The 22,384-nt window shown below is 66.5% G+C and carries 18 protein-coding genes and 2 pseudogenes; 3 read left to right on the top strand and 17 right to left on the bottom strand.

Annotated features, from left to right (window positions below; all coding sequences use genetic code 11):
- Window positions 1–48 precede the first annotated feature (48 nt).
- From rpoN to ACFQXB_RS05895, 3 genes are all read right to left on the bottom strand, one after another.
- Window positions 49–1,497 (bottom strand): RNA polymerase factor sigma-54, encoded by a 1,449-nt coding sequence (gene rpoN / locus ACFQXB_RS05905; protein ID WP_377400547.1) that lies wholly within the window; start codon window positions 1,495–1,497, stop codon window positions 49–51.
- A 173-nt stretch (window positions 1,498–1,670) separates the two neighbouring features.
- A complete protein-coding gene (locus ACFQXB_RS05900; RefSeq protein ID WP_377400544.1) occupies window positions 1,671–3,128 on the bottom strand; it encodes a flagellin N-terminal helical domain-containing protein in 1,458 nt (485 codons plus the stop codon).
- Between the two features lie 118 nt (window positions 3,129–3,246).
- Window positions 3,247–3,753, bottom strand: coding sequence for an Lcl C-terminal domain-containing protein (locus ACFQXB_RS05895; protein WP_377400541.1), 507 nt, complete (start codon window positions 3,751–3,753; stop codon window positions 3,247–3,249).
- A 129-nt stretch (window positions 3,754–3,882) separates the two neighbouring features.
- Here ACFQXB_RS05895 and ACFQXB_RS05890 point away from each other — a divergent pair, with 129 nt between their 5' ends.
- The 3 genes from ACFQXB_RS05890 to fliD are packed head-to-tail and all read left to right on the top strand — an operon-like array spanning window position 3,883 to window position 7,477.
- On the top strand, window positions 3,883–4,644 hold the full coding sequence (locus tag ACFQXB_RS05890; protein ID WP_377400538.1) for a motility protein A: 762 nt from the start codon (window positions 3,883–3,885) through the stop codon (window positions 4,642–4,644).
- A 4-nt stretch (window positions 4,645–4,648) separates the two neighbouring features.
- Entirely contained in the window at window positions 4,649–5,800 is a 1,152-nt protein-coding gene (locus tag ACFQXB_RS05885; protein WP_377400535.1) for a flagellar motor protein MotB, read from the top strand.
- 51 nt (window positions 5,801–5,851) lie between these two features.
- Window positions 5,852–7,477: a flagellar filament capping protein FliD gene (gene fliD / locus ACFQXB_RS05880; RefSeq protein ID WP_377400532.1), complete on the top strand. Its 1,626-nt coding sequence runs from the start codon at window positions 5,852–5,854 to the stop codon at window positions 7,475–7,477.
- Window positions 7,478–7,874: 397 nt separating this feature from the next.
- Here the strand turns inward: fliD and ACFQXB_RS05875 are convergent, their stop codons facing one another.
- The 14 genes and pseudogenes from ACFQXB_RS05875 to ACFQXB_RS05810 form a co-directional block, all read right to left on the bottom strand.
- Window positions 7,875–8,843 carry a hypothetical protein gene (locus ACFQXB_RS05875; RefSeq protein WP_377400530.1) on the bottom strand — a complete coding sequence of 323 codons (969 nt, stop codon included), beginning with the start codon at window positions 8,841–8,843 and terminating at the stop codon, window positions 7,875–7,877.
- 424 nt (window positions 8,844–9,267) lie between these two features.
- Window positions 9,268–9,657: pseudogene (locus ACFQXB_RS05870) on the bottom strand (XdhC family protein); the annotation flags it as partial.
- A gap of 408 nt (window positions 9,658–10,065) precedes the next feature.
- Window positions 10,066–10,245 (bottom strand): annotated as a pseudogene (locus tag ACFQXB_RS05865) (XdhC family protein); the annotation flags it as partial.
- A gap of 307 nt (window positions 10,246–10,552) precedes the next feature.
- Window positions 10,553–12,679 carry an OmpA family protein gene (locus ACFQXB_RS05860; RefSeq protein ID WP_377400527.1) on the bottom strand — a complete coding sequence of 709 codons (2,127 nt, stop codon included), beginning with the start codon at window positions 12,677–12,679 and terminating at the stop codon, window positions 10,553–10,555.
- 336 nt (window positions 12,680–13,015) lie between these two features.
- On the bottom strand, window positions 13,016–13,780 hold the full coding sequence (locus ACFQXB_RS05855) for an HpcH/HpaI aldolase family protein (RefSeq protein WP_377400524.1): 765 nt from the start codon (window positions 13,778–13,780) through the stop codon (window positions 13,016–13,018).
- Window positions 13,781–13,783: 3 nt separating this feature from the next.
- A complete protein-coding gene (gene hpaH / locus ACFQXB_RS05850; protein WP_377400521.1) occupies window positions 13,784–14,587 on the bottom strand; it encodes a 2-oxo-hept-4-ene-1,7-dioate hydratase in 804 nt (267 codons plus the stop codon).
- Window positions 14,584–15,453: a fumarylacetoacetate hydrolase family protein gene (locus ACFQXB_RS05845; protein WP_377400518.1), complete on the bottom strand. Its 870-nt coding sequence runs from the start codon at window positions 15,451–15,453 to the stop codon at window positions 14,584–14,586. Before ACFQXB_RS05845 ends, hpaH begins: the two co-directional genes overlap by 4 nt.
- Window positions 15,454–15,500: 47 nt before the next feature.
- Window positions 15,501–16,481 (bottom strand): 3,4-dihydroxyphenylacetate 2,3-dioxygenase, encoded by a 981-nt coding sequence (gene hpaD / locus ACFQXB_RS05840; protein WP_377400515.1) that lies wholly within the window; start codon window positions 16,479–16,481, stop codon window positions 15,501–15,503.
- Between the two features lie 34 nt (window positions 16,482–16,515).
- Window positions 16,516–18,027 (bottom strand): 5-carboxymethyl-2-hydroxymuconate semialdehyde dehydrogenase, encoded by a 1,512-nt coding sequence (gene hpaE / locus ACFQXB_RS05835; RefSeq protein ID WP_377400512.1) that lies wholly within the window; start codon window positions 18,025–18,027, stop codon window positions 16,516–16,518.
- Window positions 18,024–18,425: a 5-carboxymethyl-2-hydroxymuconate isomerase gene (locus ACFQXB_RS05830; RefSeq protein ID WP_377400509.1), complete on the bottom strand. Its 402-nt coding sequence runs from the start codon at window positions 18,423–18,425 to the stop codon at window positions 18,024–18,026. Before ACFQXB_RS05830 ends, hpaE begins: the two co-directional genes overlap by 4 nt.
- A gap of 562 nt (window positions 18,426–18,987) precedes the next feature.
- Window positions 18,988–19,461, bottom strand: coding sequence for a DUF3237 domain-containing protein (locus ACFQXB_RS05825; RefSeq protein ID WP_377400506.1), 474 nt, complete (start codon window positions 19,459–19,461; stop codon window positions 18,988–18,990).
- Between the two features lie 7 nt (window positions 19,462–19,468).
- Window positions 19,469–20,764 (bottom strand): TRAP transporter large permease, encoded by a 1,296-nt coding sequence (locus tag ACFQXB_RS05820; protein WP_377400503.1) that lies wholly within the window; start codon window positions 20,762–20,764, stop codon window positions 19,469–19,471.
- Window positions 20,751–21,269: a TRAP transporter small permease gene (locus ACFQXB_RS05815; RefSeq protein WP_377400500.1), complete on the bottom strand. Its 519-nt coding sequence runs from the start codon at window positions 21,267–21,269 to the stop codon at window positions 20,751–20,753. Before ACFQXB_RS05815 ends, ACFQXB_RS05820 begins: the two co-directional genes overlap by 14 nt.
- Before the next feature lie 44 nt (window positions 21,270–21,313).
- Window positions 21,314–22,336: a TRAP transporter substrate-binding protein gene (locus ACFQXB_RS05810; protein ID WP_377400498.1), complete on the bottom strand. Its 1,023-nt coding sequence runs from the start codon at window positions 22,334–22,336 to the stop codon at window positions 21,314–21,316.
- Window positions 22,337–22,384: the final 48 nt, after the last annotated feature.

Here is a 22,384-nt window from a genome sequence, read left to right as displayed (position 1 = left end):
ATCGGCAGAGCTTCTGAAACGCCCGGGGATCCAGCCGCGCCGCATGGTCTAAAGCTGCCCCGACACCATCATCTGCCGCCGTCGCTGGAACGACGACGGGATGTTCTGCATTTCGCGGTATTTTGCCACCGTCCGTCGGGCAAGGTTCACGCCTTCGCGGGCGATGATCTCGACGATCGCGTCATCGCTCAGCGGCGCATCGGCGGGTTCGCCCTCGATGATCCGGCGGATCCGGTAGCGGATCGCGGCGGCCGAGCCTGCCTCCTGCCCCGGATCGGCTGCGCTCAGCGCCGCGCTGAAGAAGAACTTGAGCGGAAAGCTGCCCTGTGGCGTTGCCATCATCATGCCGGTGGTCACGCGGCTGACAGTGCTTTCGTGAACCCCGATCGCATCGGCCACCTCGCGCAGGATCAGCGGGCGCAGATGCGCGGGTCCGTGCAGCAGGAAGGCCTCCTGATGGCGCACGATCTCGGCGCCCACCCGCAGGGCGGTGTCGTTGCGCTGCGCGACCGCCCGGCGCAGCCAGCGCGCATCGGCCACCCGCCCCGAGGCGAAGCGGCGCACGTCCTCGGGCATCCGACGCGCGGTGGCGCGGGCGGCATAATCCTCGTTCACCAGAACCGACGGCAGGGTGGAACGGTTCAGATCCACCTGCCAGCCCGTCGCCGCACGCCGCACGATCAGATCAGGGGCGCGCAGTGGTGCCTCCTCGTGCGAGAATTGCGCACCGGGCTTGGGATCAAGGCTGCGCAACTGCCGCAAAAGCGGGCGCAGCGCCTCGGACTCGCAGCCGCAGGCGCGCGCCAGCTGCCGCATCTGCCCGGCGCCCAGCAGGGCCAGATTGTCCAGAAGCGCCGCGAAAACCGGCGTCAGCCAGCCGCGATCCGCCGCCTGAAGGCGCAGGCATTCCGCCAGATCGCGCGCGAAAAGGCCGGCGGGTTCCATCTGCTGAAGGCGCTCCAACAGGGCTTCGGCCCTGGGCATATCACAGCCACACAGCGCCGCGATCTGATCCAACGGCCGTCCCAGCCAGCCCGAGGGTTCGAGCGCCTCAAGGAACACCTCGGCCATGGCCCGGTCGCGCGGATCATCCAGCATCAGGTCCATGGCCGCACCGACATGGGCATAAAGCGAGGGCCGCCCCGCCGCAAGAAGGCTGACCGCATCCGGCGCATCCCCCCCGGCGCCAGGCTGCCGGCCCCCACGGTCACTGTCGAACAGGTTGCTTTGCGCAAGGCCCGACAGCGTGCCATCGGCAAGGGCCGCACCGGCCTGCATTCCCTGATCGACGCCCGAAGGCAGCGGCGTTTCTGGCCGGGCCGGCGCCTCGGACAGGCGGGCGCCGGTATCGAGGAAGGGGTTCTCCTCGGCCTGCTGTTCGATAAAGCTGCGCAGTTCCAGGTTGTTCATCTGCAGCAGGACAATGGCCTGCTGCAGCTGGGCCGTGACCACCAGCGACTGTTTCTGCCGAAGCTGCTGCACCGGAACAAGCTGCATGACATCCCCCTTACCGAACCTGCGCCATCAAGCTGCGTGTTCGGGGGCGGCAAGGCAAATCATCTATTTGACGCGGGAATGTGCCGGAAAACCGACAGGCCGGCTGCCTGTTTCGCAACGAAAAACCCGGGGCGCGCGCCCCGGGTCGGCCGCATCGCGGCGTCAGGATTCCGTCAGCCCTGGAGCAGGCTGAGCACGTTCTGCTTGGAAGCATTGGCCTGCGCCAGCATCGCCGTCGAGGCCTGCGACAGGATCTGGCTGCGGGCCAGCGCCGTCGATTCCTTGGCATAGTCGGCATCCATCACCTGCGACCGCGAGCCCTCGATATTGACGGTGATGTTGGTGAGGTTGCTGATCGTGCTGTCGAGCCGGTTCGAGATCGCCCCCAGATCGGCGCGCGACTGGTTGATCTTCTGCAGCGCAACGTCGATCACCTTGATCGCATCGGCCGCACCCGTGGCGCTGCTGAGGTCGATTTCAGAGACCGAGGCGAGCTTCGAGGCGCCAGCCGCTTCTTCGCCCAGCACGTTTTTACCTGCCTTGCCGGATTTTTCATTTGTCGTGATCGCGAAGGATTTGGCCGACGAGAGTTCGACCTGACCGGTCACGACGGCTCCTTTATTATCGGTGTTGTCAATGGTCTTGACCTCTCCGAAGCTGCCGTCAGACTTGAGACCTGCAACACCCAGTTTGGTGTTGGCGCTTGCCGCTTTGTAGTCGCTGATCTTGATGTCGGCGCCGCTGGCGCTGGTCAGGACGATTTCACCATTGCTGGCACCCATCGTGGCAGTGATGCCCGTCTTGCCCGAAACCGCATTGATCGCGTCGCGCAGCGTTCGGATGTCGCCCGTGTCGTTGACACTTGCCGAAATCGAAACGCCGTTCAGTTTGAACGTAGCGGATCCGGCGACGCCAAAGCTGAGCTTGGCCTTGTTGATGGCCGTCGCCTCGACCCCCGTCTTGGAGGCTTCGGCATTGATCGCCTTGGCCAGCGATTCTGCCGACTGCTCTGCGCTGGTGGTGATTTCTGCCGAACCGAGATGACCGGTCAGTGTCAGCGTTTCGCTTTCGATGCCGCTCTCATCCCCCAGATTGACGCCACCGGTCGTCGTGATCCTGTGGGCGCCGATATCCTTGGCGGCGGCGCTGTCGACGTTGAAGTTCAGCGTCTGGCCCTTGTCGGCGCCGATCTGCAGCTGCTTGCCCGCAAAATCGCCGTTCAGCAGCGACATGCCGTTCCAGGTGGTCTGCGAGGCAACGCGGTTGATCTCGGACACAAGCTGGTTGGCCTCGGCGCTGATTGCGCGGCGGTCGAACGAGGTGTTGGTATCGTTGGCCGATTGCACCGACAGTTCGCGCAGCCGCTGCAACATGTTGCTGATCTCGACATGCGCGCCCTCGGTGGTATCGACCAGGTTCTTGCCGTCGGCCGCGTTGCGCACTGCCTGGTTCAGACCCTTGATCTGCGAGGTCATCCGCTCGGAGATCGCCATGCCGGCGGCATCGTCCTTGGCAGCATTGATGCGCAGCCCCGACGACAGCCGGGACATCGATGTGTTGAACTCTTCGCTGACGCGGGCCATGTTCGCCCGTGCCAGAATTGCGCCGGTATTGGTGTTGATCGCAGTCATTGTCGCCTCCTGATCCATGTTGGCGGTTCGCGCCTGAGAGGGGAAACGACGCACTGCCGGGATGTTTAGCGGGCCGCGCAACTTTTTCGCTGCCGCGCCGCCAAGCATCCGGCCCGGATCAGTCGCGGCGGTCGCGCACCAGCCGCACGGCAAGTTCGTGCTGCGGGAAAAAACGGCCGTAGCTGTGACCGATCAGGAAGTTGACGCTCCAGTAGTTGCGCGGTGACAGAAGCGGCCGCTGGCCCGTCCAGAACGAGGTGGCGGGCGTGGCGGGAAACAGCCGCGGGTCGATCCGCGCCGGGCGGCAGGTCTGGCACAGAAGGCCCTCAAGCTCGCGCCGGGTGGGAAGCCGCCAGCGCCCGCCCAGCTGCTGGTTCGCCTGGGCGATGACCTGCGGCATGGCGTCGTGGTTCAGCCGCAAGGCCTCGCCCAGGCAGGTGTCGCCATTCCAGCGCTGGCCCACGGCACAGCGCAGCCAGTCGATCCGGTTGTCCATGTCGCGCACCACATTGCCCCAGGGGACAAGATCCGCCGCCAGCGCCTGCCCGGCGATACCGCCCCAGATCGCCGCTGCCAGCATCGCGGCGCGCCCGCGCCCGAGGTGCCGCAAGGAAAATCGTCTCATCCGTCCCGCTCCTGCCGTGGTTGCGACGGGCAAGCAAGTCCCATGCCAGGTGCCCCGGGCCGGTGCCCGCGCCGGCTGGTACGATTCTTGAAGGCGATGCGCAGCAGCAGGCCAGCAAAGGGCAGACCAATGGATATCGCCTCACTCATCGGACTGATCGGCGCCGTCGGCATGATCGTCGGTGCCATGATCTCGGGCGGGGGGCTCAGCCCCTTCATCGACGTGCCGTCGATCCTGATCGTCTTTGGCGGCACCTTTTTCGCGGTGATGTACACGGCACCGCTGCCGGTGTTTCTGGGCAGTTTCGGGGCGATGGCCAAGGCCTTCATGCCCAAGATGAAGAAACAGAAAGAGATGATCGAACGGATCGTCGAGCTCTCGGCCGTGGCCCGCAAGGACGGGATGATGGCGCTGGAGGGCCAGGAGGTGCCCGACAAGTTCTTTGAAAAGGGGCTTCAACTGCTGGTCGATGGCGCCGACGAGGCCAAGCTGACACGCCAGTTGCGCCAGGAGATCAGCGCGATGAAAAGCCGGCACGCCCAGTCGCAGGCGGTGGTCAAGGCCTGGATCGACATCGGCCCGGCGATGGGCATGATCGGTACGCTGATCGGACTGGTGCTGATGCTGGGCAACATCGAGGACGCCAAGGCGATCGGCCCGGCCATGGCGGTGGCGCTTCTGACCACGCTTTACGGCGCCTTCCTGGCCAACGTTCTGTTCGGGCCGATGCTGACCAAGATGGAGGGCTACACGACCTACGAGGTGCTCTATCGCGAGATGGTGCTGGAGGGGCTGCGCAACATCGCCCGCGGCGAAAGCCCGCGCAACATCCAGGAACAGATGACCGCGGGCCTGCCGCCCAAGGTTCAGGCCACGCTGCAGGCGGCCTGAGCCCATGTCCAAGATCGTCGAGCTGCCCCCCGAAGACGAGGAAGAGCAGGAATGCCCGAAGTGCCCGCCCCCCGGTGCGCCCGCCTGGATGGCGACCTTCGCCGACATGGCGACGCTGCTCATGGCGTTCTTCGTGCTGATCCTGTCCTTTGCCGAATTCAACGTCCCCAAGTTCAAGCAAATCTCGGGGTCGCTGCGCGATTCCTTCGGGGTGCAGCGTCTGGTGCCGATCGTCGAACCGCCCAAGGGCACCACCGTCCTGTCGCTGGATTTCAGCCCGTCGCCGGCCCTGTCCGTCACCGATACGCTGACCCAGCAGACCACCGAACAGGAACGCCCCGAACTTGAAACCAAATCCGAGGATGGCGGCGAAGGCGAGGATGGCAAACCCCCATCCGATTCCGAAAGCCTGGCCGACGCGCTGCGCGAAGCGATCGAGAACGGCACCCTGACGCTCGAAATCGAGGGCGAGCAGGTCCAGATCAGCGCCGCTGGTGAAGGCGCGCAGGCCGAAATGCTGCGCGCCCTGGCTGCGGCAAGTGAAGGGGCGCAGACCGGAGGCTCTGCCGCCGAGGGCACCCTTGCGGGGGGTGCGGGCGAAGGCACGGCGCAGGGCGGCGCGGATGCGGGCGCGGCCGCGGGCGGCCCGGCCACGGGTGCCCAGCCTGGGGGCGCGAACGACAGCGCCGCCGAAGAGCGTGCCGCCGTGGCCGAAGACGCGCTGCGCGTCGCCCTGCGTCAGGAACTGGGCGAGGGGCTGGTCGAGGTCGAGCGGCGCGATGGCAAGGTCTTTGTCACCGTCGGCGCCGGCGGCGCCTTCCCGTCCGGCTCGGCCACGCTGACATCCGAGGCGCGCGACATCATGTCCCGCATCGCCTTCTCCAGCATGCGCAGCACCAGCAGCATCACCGTTTCCGGCCATACCGACGATGTGCCGATCGGCCCGGGGTCGATCTATCGCAACAACTGGGATCTGGCGGCGGCGCGTTCGGCCAGCGTGGTGCGCCAGCTCGAAGCCACTGGCCTTGTCGGCCCCGAACGGATGAAGGCGGTCAGCTATGGCGAGACGCGGCCGGTGGCGCCCAATACCAGTGCCGAGGCACGCGAGCGCAACCGTCGCATCGAAATCGAGATCGATTATGGCGGGGCGCCCTAACACCCGCCGCTGCTGCGCCGTTTCCCTGTTCACAGCCCGTCGGAGGCCAGGATGAACGACATTCTCAGCACGTTGAACACGCGCGGCTCGGGCCTCAACCTCGGGCAGCTTGCCAGTTCCCTTGTCACGGCCGAGATCGCGCCCAAGCGGCAGGCGATCGAGGCCCGTCTGCGCGAGGCCGATCTGTCGGTTTCGGCGCTGTCGCGGCTGCGTGGCGCGCTGGCGGGGCTTCAGGCGGGGCTGGCCGGAACCCGCGCCGCCGGGGCGCCCATCGGCCTGAGCAGCAGCAGCGCGGTGGCCGTTTCGGTTACCGATCCGACCCGCGCCCGCGAAGTGACCCAAGCGATCGAGGTGCGCAGCCTCGCGCGGGCGCAGGTACTTGAATTCGGCGGGTTTTCAAGCGCGGAAGCCGCGGTGGGCGGTGGCACGATCCGGCTGGACCGCGGGCGGCTTCTGTCCGATGGCTTCGCCCCGCAGGCAGACCCGCAGGAGATCAGCCTGCCAGACGGGGCGACGTTGCAGGATCTGGCCCGCGCGCTTGACCGGCTGGAAGGCGTCAGCGCCTGGATCGTGGACAAGGGCGACGGAACCGTTTCGCTGGCGCTGCGCGGGGCCGAAGGGGCGGCGAATGCGCTGTCGCTGACGGTGACACCGGGGCAGGACGGCTCGGATCTGGCGCGGTTCGACACCAGCGCCGGCCCCGCCGATCACCAGATCACGGCAGCCAGCGACGCCGAAATCGTGGTGGATGGCATCACCCTGCGCCGGCCCAGGAATCTGATCGATGACGTCTTGCCCGGCGCCGTCCTGGCCCTTGCGGCCGCGACGCCTGGCCCGGTCACGGTGATGCTGGGCCGCGATCCGCAGGCCGCGCAGGCGGCCATGCGCGAGCTGGTGGATCAGATCAACACGGCCCGCGGCAGCCTGCGTGAACTGACCGCGCGCGCCGGCCCGGGTGTCAAGGCAGGGCCGCTGGCCGCCGATACGACGGCCGTGGCGCTCGAGCGTCAGCTTGCCTCCCTGACGACCGCGCCGCTGGTGGGGTTCGGGCCGCAGCCGCTGTTTCTGGCGCAGTTCGGCCTGCGCACGGAACGCGACGGCACCCTGACACTTGACGCCGCCACCTTCGACCGCGCCTTTGCGGCCGATCCTGCGGCCCTCGATGCGGTCTTCCGGACACGGCTTGCGGCTGATACGGCCGGTATCACGGTCGCCGGTGCGCCGCGTCCGGGGGCCGCGCCCGGATCCTACCGGTTTGCGCTGGATCCCGAGACGGGCTCGGCGACGCTGGGGGGCTCGGCGATGATCTCTCGCAGTCTCGAGGATGGCCGGACGCAGTATCTCGCCCTCGAAGGGCCGCTGGGCGGGGTGATCGTGACACCCGATCCGGGCCTGACCGAGGCCGAAATCCGGCTGGGGATCAGCCTTTCCGATCGCCTGGGCAGCTTCCTGACGCGGATCACCGGCCGGAACGGCGAGCTGGACCTGCGCGAGCGGCAGATCGACACACGGCGCGGCGAAGACGACGCCCGCCTCGCCGCGCTCGAGGAACGGGCCGCGCTGCTCGAGGAACGCTACCGCAGCCGGTTTGCCGCGATGGAGCAGATGATCAGCCAGCTGAAAAGCACCGGAAACTACATGGAATCACTGATGGAGGCCTGGAACCGAAAGGACTGAGGTGCAACGGTCCCCTGCCCGCCGCGCCTGCCCGGGATCGGGAAAATCCTGCAGGGTGACCCCCACCAGCCGCGCCCCCACCGGCCCCCGGTTCCGTCACGGCGCAAGGAAGGGCATGTCGCCGCAGCCTCTGGCCCGCGCGTTTCGGCATTGCGCGCAGGGGCAAGCCGGGTCCGGCCATGCCCGGGCAAGGAAGGCAACATCCCTGTCCGCGCCCGGGCGACCATCAGCCTGGCGCTGCTTGCACGGACCCTCCTTCCCTGAAAGGCGGGCAGTCGTCACCTCCGGCCGTGTCGTTGCAAACGGGACGCCCGTAGTCGGGACGCGGGCCCGCCGCACCGAAAAGGGGATGGGCAGTGGTCAAGGCCCGCCGCCGCTGCGCCGGCCGGTGCGGACATCAGTAGCGCGCCGCTTCCGCAGCCAGCGCATCGGCGAAACAGCTGTCCCGCGTGGCGGCGCGCGACAGCATGGCCGGGCGCATCCGGGTCGAGGCGCCCAGAAGAACGCGGCGTAACAGCGCCGCCTGCCCGCGCGGGCTTTCCGTGAACTCCGGGCTCGGGATCAGCGTCTCGGCGGGACTGCCCTGGATCATCACCAGAAGCGGGTCGCCCAGGGCCTCGGCCGCGGCGAGGGCGCAGGCCCGGGCCGTCTGCGGGCATCGGGCCGCGCAGAAACCGGCCACGGCCCCCGCCTCGGGCGCCGACATCAGCCAGTCGCCATAAGCCTCGGGAGCGACGGTTTCGCCCATCATCACCCGCTGCGGATCGCCGGGCGCCAGCGAAAGCACCGCATCGGTGAGCCGCGCGAGATGACCAGGTTCGTTCACCCATTCACGCCAGATGAAATAGCGCAGCCCGTCGGGATAGCCGGGGCTGCCGTCCAGCGCCGCAAAACCCCGCCGCTCGCGGGCGGCCAGCACCGCAACGGCCGCGCGCGCCGCGCGATCCTCGCCCATCGCCGCGAAATCGGTTATCAGCGACAGCGGCGCATCGACATTCCACAGGCTTTGCCAGGCAGCGGCCAGCGGTGAGGTCTCGGCCAGCGGATGAATCCAGCTTTGCCCCGACATGCCGCCCGGCGCCCGCATGAGGGCGATCCGGTCGGCACGGGTGCGGCTGGACAGCCACGGCCCCTGAAGCTCGGGCGACTTGTCGATGAGGGCAAGCAGCAGCCGCGCGGCGCCGTTGTCCTGTTGCGCAAGCTCGGCAAACGCGGGAAGGGCTGCGGCCTCATCATCGGCAAGCCAGTCATCAAGCGCCGCAGTGAAGGCCGGATCATCCTGGCCCGGCAGCGGTTCCGGCTGCGCCCAAAGCGGCCGAAGGGTCAGCATCAACAGAACCAGAGCCAGGCCCGCGAGACGGATCATGAATTACCTCCCATGTCGCGGGTTTTCCCGCCGTTGTCCGAGCATGTCCACCGACGCGTGCCTGTTGCGCCAGAAGAGGGCTGTTGGGGTCATCCGCCGCAGAAACCCTGCCGGGCAGCTTCACCTGAGCAGGCGCCAACGATAGCGGCGGAAATAGCATTTGTCACCGCCCGATCCATCGCTGATGCACCGGATCGTTCCTGACCTTCTTTCAATCGAAAGGCAAGCAAGCGGTTGTAAAAGCTTCTTGATCGCGGGACCGCCGGCCGATGCCGGAAGGGCCGCCCGCGCGCGCGGGACGATCGCGAGGGTGGGGAACGGGGGACTTCCGCTGCGCCCGCGACGCGCCCGCGACGCGCCCCGGCAGCCCGGATGCCGACGCTGCCGCACGCCCGTCCTGCCGATGGCCCGACCGCCGGAGCGGTCAGGCCCGGCGCAGCGCCTCGGTCATCTGCGCCAGAATCGCCAGCGCAATCTCGGCCGGGGTCTGCGCGGCGATATCCAGCCCCACCGGGCCATGAATGCGGGCGATGGCATCGGGACCGAACCCTGCGTCCCGCAGGCGGTCTTCCCGCGCGGCATGCGTGCGCCGTGATCCGAGCGCGCCGATATAGAACGCGTCCGACCCGAGTGCCACCTGCAGGGCGGGATCGTCGATCTTGGGATCATGGCTCAGTGCGACCACCGCGCAGCGCGCATCAAGCCCCACCTCGCGCAGGGCCGCATCGGGCCAGAGGTCCAGCACGGTTTCGCCGGGAAAACGTGCCGCCGTGGCGAAGGCTTCGCGCGGGTCGATCAGCACCGGATCATGCCCCGCCAGCCGGGCCATCGCCACAAGCGGCTGGGCAATATGCACCGCGCCGACGGCGAACAGGCGCAGCGGCGGGTTGTGAATGCCGATGAACCGGCTTCCCTCGGCCCCGGAACGATCCTGCCGCAGCCGCGTCGCGATCACGGCGCCAAGGTGCGGATCCTCGGGCCCGACGAGCCGGCTTTGCCAGCTGACCAGATCGACGACATGAGCGATGGGGCGGCGGGCGGCACGTGCAGCAACCAGCGCGGCAAGATGCGGCTCGGGCATGGCAGAACCCACCGGCTCCAGCAGCACCCGGATCGTGCCGCCACAGGCCAGGCCGACGGCAAAGGCGTCGCCATCGCTGACGCCGAAGCGCAGAAGCCGCGGCCTGCCCTGGGCGAGCGCCTCGATGGCCTCGACGATCACCGCGCCTTCGACGCAGCCGCCCGATACCGACCCCATGATCGCGCCGTCGCCGGCAACCACAAGCTGGCTTCCGGCCCGTCGCGGTGCGCTGCCCCAGGTCTCCACCACCGTGGCCAGCGTGGCGCCGCGACCGGTGCGATGCCACTCCAGGGCAATTTCAGGGATCGCATCAGGAGTCATGTGGGGCTTTCGGCCGGCGCCGACAGGTGGCCACACCGCCAGAAGGCAAACGCCGTGGGAGGGAGGTCCCACGGCGTTCCGATATGCCCGGCACGGAAACAGGCCGGGCCCGGCGCGACAGCTTTTCCCGGCGGCACCGGCGGGAACAGCCGGGGGAACGTGCCGCCCTGGGTAGTCCGGCATCAGGGAGGAGCCGGTCAGCCTGTCTGCGTTCCATGCCCTCACCTTGCCCGGCCGCGCATCGCGCCTCCTTGATCTGGATCAAGCCACGGGCACGGTCCGGCAGGACAGGTTGTCGCACCCGCGCCTACCGCAACAGCCAGGTGATGCGCCGCACGGCCACGCGGCGGTTGCGCGGCTCGGCCTCGAGGGTCGGCACCTTGAGGAACCGCTTGCCATAGCCCTGCACCACCATGTTTTCCGGCGGCACGCCGAAATACTCGGTCAGGGCCAGCGCCACCGATTCCGCCCGGCGATCCGACAGCGCAAGGTTGTAGCTCGCGCTGCCCACGGCATCGGTATGACCCTCGATCAGGAAGATCTCGCGCGGATTTTCCGCGATCATTTCCTGCATCAACCGGCCGATCTGCACCAGTTTGCGCGCCTCGGAGGTGCGGACCACGCTGGAGGCCGTGTCGAAGGTGATCGGATCGGTGGTGATCTCGGGGGCAAGCTCGCGCAGTTCGCGGTTCTCGCGCACCTGACGGAGGCTGAAGCTGCGGCCCAGATCCTGCGCCTCGGCTTCGGCCAGAAGCGCCCGGAGCATCGCCGTATCGGTCCGCTCGCTCACCCGGACCTCGCCGATGCGCGGCGGTGGCAGGGTAGAGACATCGATGGGCGCATAGCGACGCGTATCGTCGATCAATTGCACCGTCTGGCCATTCGGCTCGCGGCGTTCGCGCCAGATCACGCGGCCGGTTGCATCCCGCACCGTGATGATCTGCGACCCGTCGGCGCGATCCAGGACCGTGCGGGTCGAACCGTCGCCATACCGTTCGGTGCGCTCGGTGCTGCCGGGTTGGCGGATCAGCGCGTTGTCATCCTTCCAGATCGCCAGATCGCCATTGCCGCGATCCACCACCACACGGTCGCCGGAATTGGCGACAACGCGATTGTTGCCGACCACCATGCCGACGGCCACGGCGCCCAGGGCCAGCAGCCCGGCCTGCTCCAGCCGTGTCAGGCCGCGTCGATCCCGCGACTCCTGCGAGGCCTGGGTCACGATGCGGGTGTCGAAATCTTCGGCGCTCGAACGGCTGTTTTCCTCGGTCAGCTGCGTTTCGATCACGTCTTCGGGCTGGGGCTGTTCGCCATTTTCCTGCCCGGCAAGAAGCGCCGCAAGGGCTGCGGCGGCGCCGCCGGCGGCAAAGCCGGAGGCCGCATCGTCAGCGGTATCCTCGGCTGCGGCGGGATCGGTTTCAGTCGCCGCATCTTCCTCGGCCTGAAGGCCAAGCGCCCGGTTGAGCGTCTCGACCGCGCCCGCAACTTCCGGATCCTCCAGCAGCTGACGCACGCGCGCTTCGTCATCGGCGCTGAGGGTCGCGGCGGGTTCGGGCTCGGTCTCGGTGGTCTCGGCGGGGCCTTCGGTCACCTCGGGGGCCTCGGTGCCCTGGGGAATCGCGTCCATCTCGAGGGCTTCCGGGCTGCGTGCCGCGGGTTCGGCGGCCCCTTCCGGTGCGGCCTCGGGCGCAGCATCATCTTCTTCCACGGAAAAACCCGGGCCTTCGCCAGCAGCGCCCTCCGGCAGGGTATCGTCCGCGGGCGCATCCGCGGCGGGGTCAGTCTCGGGGGCAGTTTCGGGGGCGGTTTCGGGGGCGGTGGCTTCCGGTTCCGGGGTGCCGGGTTCGGCGGCCTCGGGCTGCGGCTCTGTCGCCGGGGCAGTCTGTTCGGGTTGCTGAAGACGCTCACGCAGCAAGTCCTGGACCGAGCGTCCCTCGGCCGCGCCTTCATCCGCCCCCGGCGCATCGGCCGGTTCCGGCTGTGCCTGATCCTGGGCCTGCGGATCGGAAGGGGCCGCCCCGGGGGCGGCCTCGTCCTGTGCCTGCGGTGCGGGGATCTCGGGGCCCGGGGTGGCGGGCTGCGGGATCTCCGGCTGCGGAGCATCGGGCTGCGGAACCTCCGGCTGCGGGGGTTCGGGCTGCGGCTCGGGCTCGGGCGTCACCTCGGGCGGGGTTTCGGTGGGAATGTCGGGCGTGCCCGGCTCGGCGCAGAACTCCAGCGTCGGGTCTTCCTCGCACAGCTGGGCCTGAAGGTCGAAATCCTCGCATCCCTCGGCATCGGGGTTTTCGACGCAAAGTGCCCCGCGATCGCCCCGGAAGGTCTCGAGGGTGCTGCTGACCTGCGAAAAGCCGGTCGTGGGCTGCACAAGCGACAGCGAAAGCGTGAGGGCGGTCGTCGCCCGGAAGGTCTTGGTCTGCGTGATGCTACGAGTCATCTTGATCCCCGGTCTGGTAACACGGCTGTGCCGCTGCCATGTCTATACACGGCCAAACGCACAGAACGTCATCAGGTTTCACTGACGCCGTTTCAACGCGTCGTTACAATGGTTTCAAGGCCCTGTCCCTGCCCCGCCCCAGGATCCCGAGGTCCCGCGTGCGTTCCGGCGTCGCCTGCCCGCGCCGACCTGGTGCGCCCCCGCATCCGGTCCGAGACTGCAACAGGAAGGACAGGCGATGCCGGTTCATCTGCCGCGCCGGCCTTCGGGCGGTATTCGCCGCGGCCGGGGCGCGCGCGAGGTGCCGTCAGTTGACGAATGCCGGTCTGCAGGGTTTCAGGCAAAGCCCCGGCGCAGGGCAAGCAAGCCGCTGCGCAGGGTTGTGACGTCTGATCCCACGGCGAGGAACTCGATCCCGGCCTTGGCATAGGCCTGGGCGAGGTCCGGGTTCCAGGTCAGAATGCCCGCCGGGACGCCGGCAGCCTGGATACGCGCGATGGCCTCGTCGATCGCGGCCTGCACCTCGGGATGGCCAGGGTTGCCGCGATGCCCCATGTCGGCCGAAAGATCGCCCGGCCCGATAAAGACACCGCCGACGCCCTCAACGGCAAGGATATCGTCCAGCGCGTCGAGACCGGCGCGGCTTTCGACCTGCAGCAGCAGGCAGACTTCGTCGTTGGCGGTTTCAAGATAATCGCTCTCGGCCCCGAAGCCCGACGCGCGCGCCAGCGCCGCGCCGATGCCCCGGACCCCGACGGGCGGATAATAGACAGACTGCACCGCCTGCCGCGCCTGTTCGCCGCTTTCGATCATCGGGATGAGGATGGTCTGCGCCCCCAGATCCAGCATCTGCTTGATCACCGCGCGGTTGTCGTCGCGCACCCGCACCACCGGATGCGCCCCACGCTGACCGATGGCCCGCAGTTGTGCCAGCACGTCGCGCAGCCCGTTGGGCCCGTGTTCGCCGTCGATCACCAGCCAGTCAAAACCGGTGCCCGCAGCCAGTTCCGCCACGCTGGCATCCCCGAGGCTGAGCCAGAGGCCGATTTGCGTTTCGCGGGCCAGAAGCCGGCGCTTGAAGGTGTTTTCTGGTGCAGGCATGACTTACTCAAAGCTGATGGAAACGTCGCCGAAAGGGCCGAAATCGGCCTCGATCCGCGTGCCCGGCGGGCATTCGATGGGCGCGATGAACGAGCCGGACAGCACAACCTGACCCGCCTCGATCCGCTGGCCGTATTGATGCATCCGTCGGGCAAGCCACACAAGCCCCATTACCGGGTCATCGAGCACCGCCGCGCCAAGCCCCGTCGCCACGACCTCGCCGTTCCTGCGAAGGATCGCGCCGATCCATCGAAGGTCATGTGCCGCGACGGCATGGCGCTGCGTGCCCAGGACCAGCCCCGCATTGGCTGCGTTATCGCTGACGGTATCAACGATGACACGTGCCTGGCCGGTGGCCGGGTCCTTGCGCTGGATGCGGGTATCGAGAATCTCGAGCGATGGAACGACGTGATCGGTTGCCGCCAGAACATCCGCGCGCGACACATCGCCATCCAGGGCGTCGCGCATGACAAAGGCAATCTCGGCCTCGACGCGCGGCTGGATGAAGCGGCCCTGGGCGACGATGCCGCCGGTGTCGAAAACCATGTCGTCATAGAGGACGCCGGAGTCCGGCGTGTCGATCCCCAACGCATCCTGCATGACCTTCGACGTCAGGCCTATCTTCCAGCCGATGATCCTGCGCCCGGTCGCCAGCTTCTGCGCAATCTGCGCGGACTGGATCGCATAGGCGTCATCCAGCGTCATGTCGGGGTGGCGGAGCGAAAGCAGGCCGATCTGGCGGCGTTCTTGCTCTGCGGCGAGCAGGTCGGCGGCGGCGCGGTCGATCTCTGCGGGCGACAAGGTCATTCGTCGGCCACCCCGTTGCGCAGGAGCCCGATGCCCTCGGCCTCAACCTCGATCACATCTCCCGGTTTCAGCCAGATCGGCGGATCGAAGCGCGCGCCGGCACCGCTTGGCGTGCCGCAGACGATGACATCTCCCGGCACCAGTGTGCAGAAGGTCGAGATGTAGTTCACGATATACCGGAAATCGAACATCATGTTCGAGGTCCGGTCGCTTTGCCGAACCTCGCCGTTCACACGGGTGGTCAGGCTGATGTCGTCAAGTTGGCTGGCGTCACGGAAGGGCACCAGCCACGGGCCGAGCGATCCGGAGCTGTCCCAGTTCTTGCCCTGCGTCACGTTGAACTTGGCGTGGCGGACCCAGTCACGGATCGTCCCCTCGTTGCACAGGGTCAAGGCGGCGATATGGTCATAGGCATGCTCGGGCGCGATACGACGACCCGCCTTGCCGATCACGATCGCCACCTCGCCTTCGTAATCGAGCTGCCCGCTTTCACGGGGGCGGATCAGGTTGCCGCCATGCCCGGTGAAGGAGCGGGGGAAGCGGATGAAGAGGCTGGGCCGCGTCGGTTGTGCCTGGCCGTCCTTGTATTCTGCGTTGCGGTCCGGGAAGTTGACGCCGATGCAGATCAGTTTCTCGGGCCGGGCAATGGGGATAAGGAATTCCACATCCTCTTGACGCCAGCCGGGGGAACGGCCCTGTCCGGCTGCGATCAGCGCTTCCAGTGCCCCGGCCTCGACGATCTGCTGAAGGTCCTTGAACCGCATGCCGAATTCGGGCGTCAGGTCTATGATCCCGGCGTCGGTGACCAGCCCGTAGCGGTTTTCGCCAGCCGCGCGAAAGGCGGCGACCCTGGCGGGAATGTCCATTGCTGTCTCCTCTGGCGCGGTTCCGCTTTGGGCGGAGTCATTCGGCATCACGGTGCAATGATCGGCGTGGCCTTCAATTCAGCCTCGCGGGTTTTCAGCCCCGTGAAGACCGAGCCGTTCTCGAACCAGCTGCGCGGCGCGGGTGCGCCCCAGAGCGTCTGGCGCTGCGGATCCTTCAGATCCCACTTGATCGGTTCCAGATCGGGATCGACCGTCTGATAGTCAGAGCAATAGATCTCGATCCGGTGCCCGTCAGGATCGAGAATGTAAAGGAAGAAGGCGTTCGAGATTCCGTGCCGCCCCGGCCCCCTTTCGATGTTGCCGACATATCCCGTGGTCGCCATCAGGTCGAGCAGGTCGATGATGTTCAGCGGTGTCGGAACCCAGAACGCGGTGTGGTGCAGCCGCGGCCCCGTCCCGTTGGTAAAGGCGATGTCGTGGACGCCGCCCTTGCGGTGAGTCCATGCCGCCCAGAGCCGCCCCGTTTCCTCGTCCTCGGTATATTCGGTGACGCGGAAACCGATCTTGCCATAGAAGGCAACCGCAGTATCCACGTTGGGAACGAAGCAGTTGAAGTGGTCGATGCGCAGTGGCTTCACGCCACGGTAAAGTTCGTATTTCTGATGGATCGGCGGCAGACGGTCCATCCTGAAATAGAACTCCATCGGCGCGCCGAAGCAGTCGCTGGTGCGCAGGGTCCGCCCCTGAAAGGGCCGCTCCACCCATTCGACACCGTGGCCCTGAGCTGCAAACCAGGAGGCGGCCTTGTCCAGGTCCTCCTCGCACCAGACCTTGTAGGAAAGGTAGTCCACCCCGGCCTCGGGCATCTGGCGAAGCACGAGACAGTGGTGCCCCCGTTCCTCCATGGCGCGCAGGTAGATGGTGCTGTCGTCTTCATGTGTGATCTGCAGCCCCAGGATGTCGGCGTAGAACTTGCGGCTGGCCGCCAGGTCGGTCACCGTGAAGGAGGTGTGGCTCAGACGGACGATATTGAACGGCGGGTTCAGGGTCGGCGCGGGGATCGGCATGGAGGTTCTCCCAGAAGTGTCAGGTCCGGCAGCCTCAGCCGCCCAGTTTCGGGATCTTGTGGTGAGCGCGCGGAAACGAGACGTTGACCGTTTCCATGTAGAAGTCGAACGACCAGTCGCCGCCGTCGCGGCCGATCCCCGATGCCTTGACGCCACCAAATGGCGTCGGAAGGTGGCGGATGTTCTCCGAGTTCACCCACATCATCCCCGCCTCGAGCCTGTCGGTCATGCGGATGGCGCGGTCGAGGTCCTGGGTCCAGAGATAGGCAGCCAGCCCGTAGTCCACGTCGTTGGCAAGGGCCAGCGCCTCGTCCTCGTCGCGGAAGCGGATGGCGGTCAGCACCGGGCCGAAGATTTCCTCTTGCGCAATCGCCATGTCATTGGTGGCGCCCGTAAAGAGCGTCGGGGCGACGAAGCACCCGGCCTCGCCGATCTTTTCGCCTCCTGCGGCAATGGTCGCGCCCTCTTGCCGGGCCTTGTCGAAGTAGGACAGCACTTTCCGCTCGTGCACGGGGTGGATCAGCGGACCCACGACCGTTTCCGGGTCAAGCGGATGGCCGACCTTGATGCGTTTGGCCACCTCTGCCACCCGGGCGGTAAAATCGTCGTGGATCGTGTCCTGCACCAGCAGACGCGAGGACGACGTGCAACGTTCCCCGTTGAGGGAGTAGATCATGAAGGTCGCAGCATCGACGGCGCGGTCCAGGTCGGCGTCGTCGAACACGATGACCGGGTTCTTGCCGCCCAGTTCAAAATGAACTCGCTTCAGCGTATCAGCACCCTGCCGCATGATCATGCTGCCCGTACGGCTTTCGCCGACAAAGGCGATGGCCCTGATATCGGGGTGTTCGGTCAGACGCTTGCCCGCCGTTTCGCCCAGGCCGTTGACCACGTTCAGCACGCCTTTGGGCAGGCCGGCCTCTTCGGCGATTTCCACCAGCTTCTTGGCGGTCATCGGGCTGAACTCGGCGGGCTTGTGCACGACCGTGCAGCCCGCCGCCAGCGCCGGCGCGATCTTCCAGGTGGACAGCATGAAGGGGGTGTTCCACGGCGTGATGATCCCCACCGGCCCGATCGGACGGCGCGAAGTCGTGTTCATCTGCGTGGGGCTGCGCATCACCCGTCCATCTTCGGCCGCCGGGGCCTGATCGGCAAAGAAGCGGAAGTTGGCCGCCCCGCGAAGCGCGGCCTTGGACATGAAGCGCAGTGCCTGTCCCGTATCCATGCACTCGATGAAGGCGATCTCCTCGGCCCGCGCCTCGATGGCCTCGGCCACCCTGATCAGGATCTTGCGCCGTTCCGTCCCGGGGGTCGTTGACCAGGCGGGAAACGCCGCCTTGGCTGCGGCAACAGCGTGATCGACATCCTTCGCGCCGCTTTTCGCAACCTGTGCCAACACCGAACCATCGACGGGGCTCAGGGTGTCCATCGTCTCGCCCGTGAGACAGGGCACGCTTTCGCCGGCTATGTGATTCAGCACGCCGCCCTCGCGGAAGGTCGCCATGTACTCGCGGGCCTTAATGATGTTGTCGTCCAGAACAGTCATCTTTCAGTCCTTATGGGGCCCGACAGGCGCGCATGGATGGGCGTGCACTTCCAGCTCAGCTCCGGATCTATGATGCGGACCTCAAGCGAGAGGGCAAAATGCGGGGTGGAGAGGGGAAGGGCCAACTGGTCCTTCACGGCGGTAAAGATCAGATCGCCAGCCTCTCGAAGGGCGGATGTGCTGCGTCCGGCCCCGACCGAAAGGGTCATGGCCAGGAAATCGTTTTCTGCAAGCCCGTCCGCAACGATGGCATGATCGGCACGGTGAAGCCGCACGCGAATGCCCGCGACCGGAAAGATGCCCGTCTCAAGCATTGCAAGATGTGCCGCCTGTGCCAGCGCAGCCAGATCGCTGCGCCTTTCCAGGCCTGCGGAATAATCCATCGACAGATGTGCCAAGACTCGCCTCCCCTATTTGCTAAACATGTTAAGTTTTTTCGCGCCTGTCAATGGGGCGCTTGACCAAGGCCACACCGGCGCCGGCACAGGAAGCCGGGCAGGCAGCGCGTATCGCGAGGGCTTGCTCTTCCGGTGACGACAAGACGTGGAAGCACCTTCGCGCGAAGCGGTCCTGACGGATCTGCGGAATCGAACCGCTGGTCTGTCCGCCAACCTCATCGCATGGGTCTTTATCGCACCGCGATGCGGGAAGATGCTGAACCGGGGTCCCGAGCAGGAACCCCCGGCAGGTCCGACCGGCTCCGGCCAGGCCGTCCGGCATGATGATCTCTGGCAACCCGAAAGCCGGGACTGCACCGGACAGTTCGACCGGTGACACGCAACCGGCTGTCAAAGATCCTGGTGCCGACGGCTGAACCCGACCCGCAGCCAGGCGCGGTTGCCCTGCCCCGCCCGGGCCTGTCGCCTCAGCGAGCGTGAGCCATCCGTGACCCAGCGGGCTTGCCGCGGCAGCCGAGACTTCGCGCAGACGCGATGGCCCGCTTCGCCGGATGGGCCTTCGTCATGTCACCTCGTAAAAGCGGATGAGCACCCTGTCTGCCAGCCGCGCCCCCGTTCCCAGCAGGATCGTCCGGTTCAGCCACTCATAACGCGGATCGCCGGTCATCAGCCGCGGATGGGTGCGCATGTAGTAAAGCGCGGGGTCCACTACCTCGCCCGCCGCCACACGGTCCAGCACATCGGCCGGGCCGTGGCGGATGCCGAAGTTCCGCACGTCGATCACTGCGCCGTCCTCTGTTTCAATGGCGTAGCGGGTATCAAGCTCTGCCCGGTCCGGGAGGATCGTCTGCCAGTCTGCGCCCAGGTTCAGCACATGCCCCCGCAGCCGCCCCGTCACGCGCCCTCCGGTGATGGGGACCATGCGCCGCTGTCCTGCCTGCACGTCTCCCGGCACCATCATCGGCCCCAGCGTCGCCTCCAGATCGCAAAGGTGGCGAAGCCCGGGGGCAGCGATATCATCGTGGGTCAGCGTCATCTTGGCGTCATTTCATTGTCATCGGCAGGAACAGAATGATCGCCGGGAAGGCCACCAGCAGCACGAGCCGGATGATATCGGTGATGATGAACGGGAACACTCCTCGGAAGATCGAGGTCAGCTTGATGTCCCGCGCGATCGAGTTGATGACAAAGACGTTGATCCCCACCGGCGGGGTGATCAGACCAAGTTCGGCCGTCATCACGATGATGATCCCGAACCAGACCGGATCAAAGCCCAGCTGCATCATGACAGGGAAGACGATCGGCACAAGCAGGATGATCATCGCCATCGAATCGAGGATACATCCCGCGATGACGAAGAAGATCAGGATCAGCGCCAGCGTTCCATAGGGGCCGTAGCCCAGGTCGATCAGGAAGGCGGTCAGCTTTTGCGGCGACTGCGTGATTGCCAGGAAATAGCCGAACAACACCGCGCCGATAAGGATCGTGTAGACTGCGACCGAGGTCCGCAGCGCCTCGACCAGGCTGGCCACGATCCGCTCCCAGTTCAGCCGCCCGCGCACGACACCGATGATCAGGGTCAGCAGCGCCCCGATCGCGGCGGCCTCGGTGGGCGTGGCCACCCCGAAATAGATCGTGCCGATGATGGTGATGAACAAAAGACTGATCGCCCAGATCCCCTTGAGCGACACGAATGCCTCGCGCAGGTCGAACCTGGCCCCCGGTGGCAGGCCCTTGCGGTGGGCGATGCGCACCGTCGCCATGTACATCAGCGTCGCCAGGATGCCCGGAATGATCCCCGCGATGAACAACTGACCCACATCCGTTTCGGTGATGTAGGCATAGACCACCAGAACCACCGAAGGCGGGATCAGGATGCCAAGCGTTCCGCCGGCAGCCACCACGCCCGACGCGGTCGCATCGCTATAGCCGGCGCGCTTCATCTCTGGCAGCGCGACCTTGCTCATGGTGGCGGCCGTGGCCACCGAACTGCCACAGATGGCGGAGAACCCCGAACAGGCCGCAATGGTGGACAGCGCGAGCCCGCCCCTGAACGATCCGAGCCAGGCGTTCCCCGCCCTGAACATCTCCTTCGACATGCCGGAATTGGTGGCGAGCACGCCCATCAGGATGAAGAAGGGGACGAGGCTCAGGTTGAAATCCGCCATGACCCGCACGGGCGAGGTCGTGAGCAGGTTCAGCGCCGGGTTTATTCCGCGGACGGCGGCAAAGCCGAAGATGCCTACCAGGCCCATGGCAATCCCGATCGGAACGCGCAAGGCGATCAGCGAAAACAGCGCGCCAAATCCCAGAAGAGCCGTCCAGTCACCGAGGGTCATTGAGAGCGCTTTCCTGTTCGATGTTTTGCAGTGGTTCGCGCCCGATGGCGATGGTGACGACCCGCAAGGCGATCGTGATGACGCTTGCCGCTGCCCCCGCCCAGATCAGCGCAAGCAGCGGCCAGACCGGCAGGCGCAGATCAAAGGTGCTTTCGTTGCTGGCGAAGGCGCCGGTGACGCGGCCCCACATCTTCCAGGTCAGCAGCACGGCAAAGAACAGCAGCGTCGCCCAGGCGAACAGATCGATCACCCGCCGCCAGCGGCGAGAGGCCATTTCCACGAACAGATCCACCGAAATATGTCCGCCACGATAACCGACCGAGGCAAAGCCCCACATGATGCAGGCACCGATCAGGAAGCGCGACAGGTCGAAGGCATCGGGAACCGGCGTCGCCAGAACATAGCGACCGACCGCCGACGCGACGATGAGCAGCGTAACGAGTGCGAGCAGAACCCCCGCAACCCGCTCCACCAGCTCGCAGAATGTTTCGAGCTTACGGAACATGATGTCTCCCAAGGCCCGCCCGAACGCGGGCGGGCTGTCCGAGATCACTCGACCAGCGCGTTGTGCCGGCGCAAGGTCTCGATGAAGCTTTCGTAGATCGCGTCGGCGTCATGCCCGGCGGCGCTGACGGCGCGCTTCCATTCATCGGTCAGCGGCGCGCCGGCTGCTTTCCAGAGCTGGATCTGCGCGGCATCAGGGGTGTGGAAGGTGTGATCCTCCGTCGCCAGCAGGCGCTCGCGTCCGGCAGCTTCGTATGCGGCCCATTCGGTGGCGATACGTTCGGACCATTCGGGCGAGCAATGCGCGTCGATCACTTCCCGATCCTCGGGAGAGAGACCGTCAACCACCGTCTTGTTCATCACGAAGGCGAAGGTTGTGGCGTAAAAGGGCATATCCAGGTGGTGTGTGACCGCATCCTCGAGCCCGAATGTGAAGACAGACCCCCAGGGTGACGCAGTCATGTCCGCAGCGCCCTTCGACAGAAGCTCGCGGATTTCCGGCGCAGGCACCTGAACTGAAGCTCCGCCAAGGGCGCTGACCAGCCGGGCCATCGTGGCGTGGGCCGGGCGGATGTTCTTGCCGCGCAGATCCTCAGGTACCAGCAGCGGACCGGTCTTGGAATGCAGCGTGCCCGGGTCGTGCAGGTGCACCATGCAGACATGGACATCCGCCATTTCCTGTTCGGCATATTGGGCGTACCATTCGTGCAGCGCCCGCGACCCCGAAACGGCATTGGAGAACATGAAGGGCAGTTCGCCCGCGGCAAGGATCGGGAACCGGCCCGGCTGGTAGCCCGGATTGATGAAGCCGATGTCCACCACCATGTCGCGCGCCATGTCGTAGTGGTCGGCCGCGTTGCCGAGCTGCTGTGCGGGATAGATCGTGATCTCGATCCGCCCGTTCGATGCGTCGCGGATCGACTCGGCCCAAGGCTCCATTCCCGTCACGTGGAGCGGGTGAGTCCCCGGCACCCAGTGCGAAAGCGTCAGTTCAACATCGGCCGCGCCGGCCGGAAGCGCCGTCGAAAGGGCCAGAACCCCGACAAGCGCCAACTGCTTGATCGTCATGCGTTTCCTCCCTGAAACGATATTCGGCCCCATGCGGGGCCTGACATG

The organism is Halodurantibacterium daqingense (genome assembly GCF_042666235.1).
Taxonomy (GTDB): domain Bacteria; phylum Pseudomonadota; class Alphaproteobacteria; order Rhodobacterales; family Rhodobacteraceae; genus Halodurantibacterium; species Halodurantibacterium daqingensis.
Note: the sequence above shows the minus strand (reverse complement) of the source record. Positions and strands in the feature narration are given on the sequence as shown.

Bases quoted from the DNA above. Each gene is read 5' to 3' on its own strand.
- fliD (WP_377400532.1), top strand. From the start codon at position 5,852: ATGAACGACATTCTCAGCACGTTGAACACGCGCGGCTCGGGCCTCAAC.
- ACFQXB_RS05860 (WP_377400527.1), bottom strand. From the start codon at position 12,679: ATGACTCGTAGCATCACGCAGACCAAGACCTTCCGGGCGACGACCGCC.
- ACFQXB_RS05855 (WP_377400524.1), bottom strand. From the start codon at position 13,780: ATGCCTGCACCAGAAAACACCTTCAAGCGCCGGCTTCTGGCCCGCGAA.
- hpaE (WP_377400512.1), bottom strand. From the start codon at position 18,027: ATGACTGTTCTGGACGACAACATCATTAAGGCCCGCGAGTACATGGCG.
- ACFQXB_RS05895 (WP_377400541.1), bottom strand. From the start codon at position 3,753: ATGAGACGATTTTCCTTGCGGCACCTCGGGCGCGGGCGCGCCGCGATG.
- ACFQXB_RS05890 (WP_377400538.1), top strand. From the start codon at position 3,883: ATGGATATCGCCTCACTCATCGGACTGATCGGCGCCGTCGGCATGATC.
- ACFQXB_RS05885 (WP_377400535.1), top strand. From the start codon at position 4,649: ATGTCCAAGATCGTCGAGCTGCCCCCCGAAGACGAGGAAGAGCAGGAA.
- hpaH (WP_377400521.1), bottom strand. From the start codon at position 14,587: ATGACCTTGTCGCCCGCAGAGATCGACCGCGCCGCCGCCGACCTGCTC.
- hpaD (WP_377400515.1), bottom strand. From the start codon at position 16,481: ATGCCGATCCCCGCGCCGACCCTGAACCCGCCGTTCAATATCGTCCGT.
- ACFQXB_RS05900 (WP_377400544.1), bottom strand. From the start codon at position 3,128: ATGACTGCGATCAACACCAATACCGGCGCAATTCTGGCACGGGCGAAC.
- ACFQXB_RS05875 (WP_377400530.1), bottom strand. From the start codon at position 8,843: ATGATCCGTCTCGCGGGCCTGGCTCTGGTTCTGTTGATGCTGACCCTT.
- ACFQXB_RS05845 (WP_377400518.1), bottom strand. From the start codon at position 15,453: ATGGACATTCCCGCCAGGGTCGCCGCCTTTCGCGCGGCTGGCGAAAAC.
- rpoN (WP_377400547.1), bottom strand. From the start codon at position 1,497: ATGCAGCTTGTTCCGGTGCAGCAGCTTCGGCAGAAACAGTCGCTGGTG.
- ACFQXB_RS05810 (WP_377400498.1), bottom strand. From the start codon at position 22,336: ATGACGATCAAGCAGTTGGCGCTTGTCGGGGTTCTGGCCCTTTCGACG.
- ACFQXB_RS05815 (WP_377400500.1), bottom strand. From the start codon at position 21,269: ATGTTCCGTAAGCTCGAAACATTCTGCGAGCTGGTGGAGCGGGTTGCG.
- ACFQXB_RS05825 (WP_377400506.1), bottom strand. From the start codon at position 19,461: ATGACGCTGACCCACGATGATATCGCTGCCCCCGGGCTTCGCCACCTT.
- ACFQXB_RS05820 (WP_377400503.1), bottom strand. From the start codon at position 20,764: ATGACCCTCGGTGACTGGACGGCTCTTCTGGGATTTGGCGCGCTGTTT.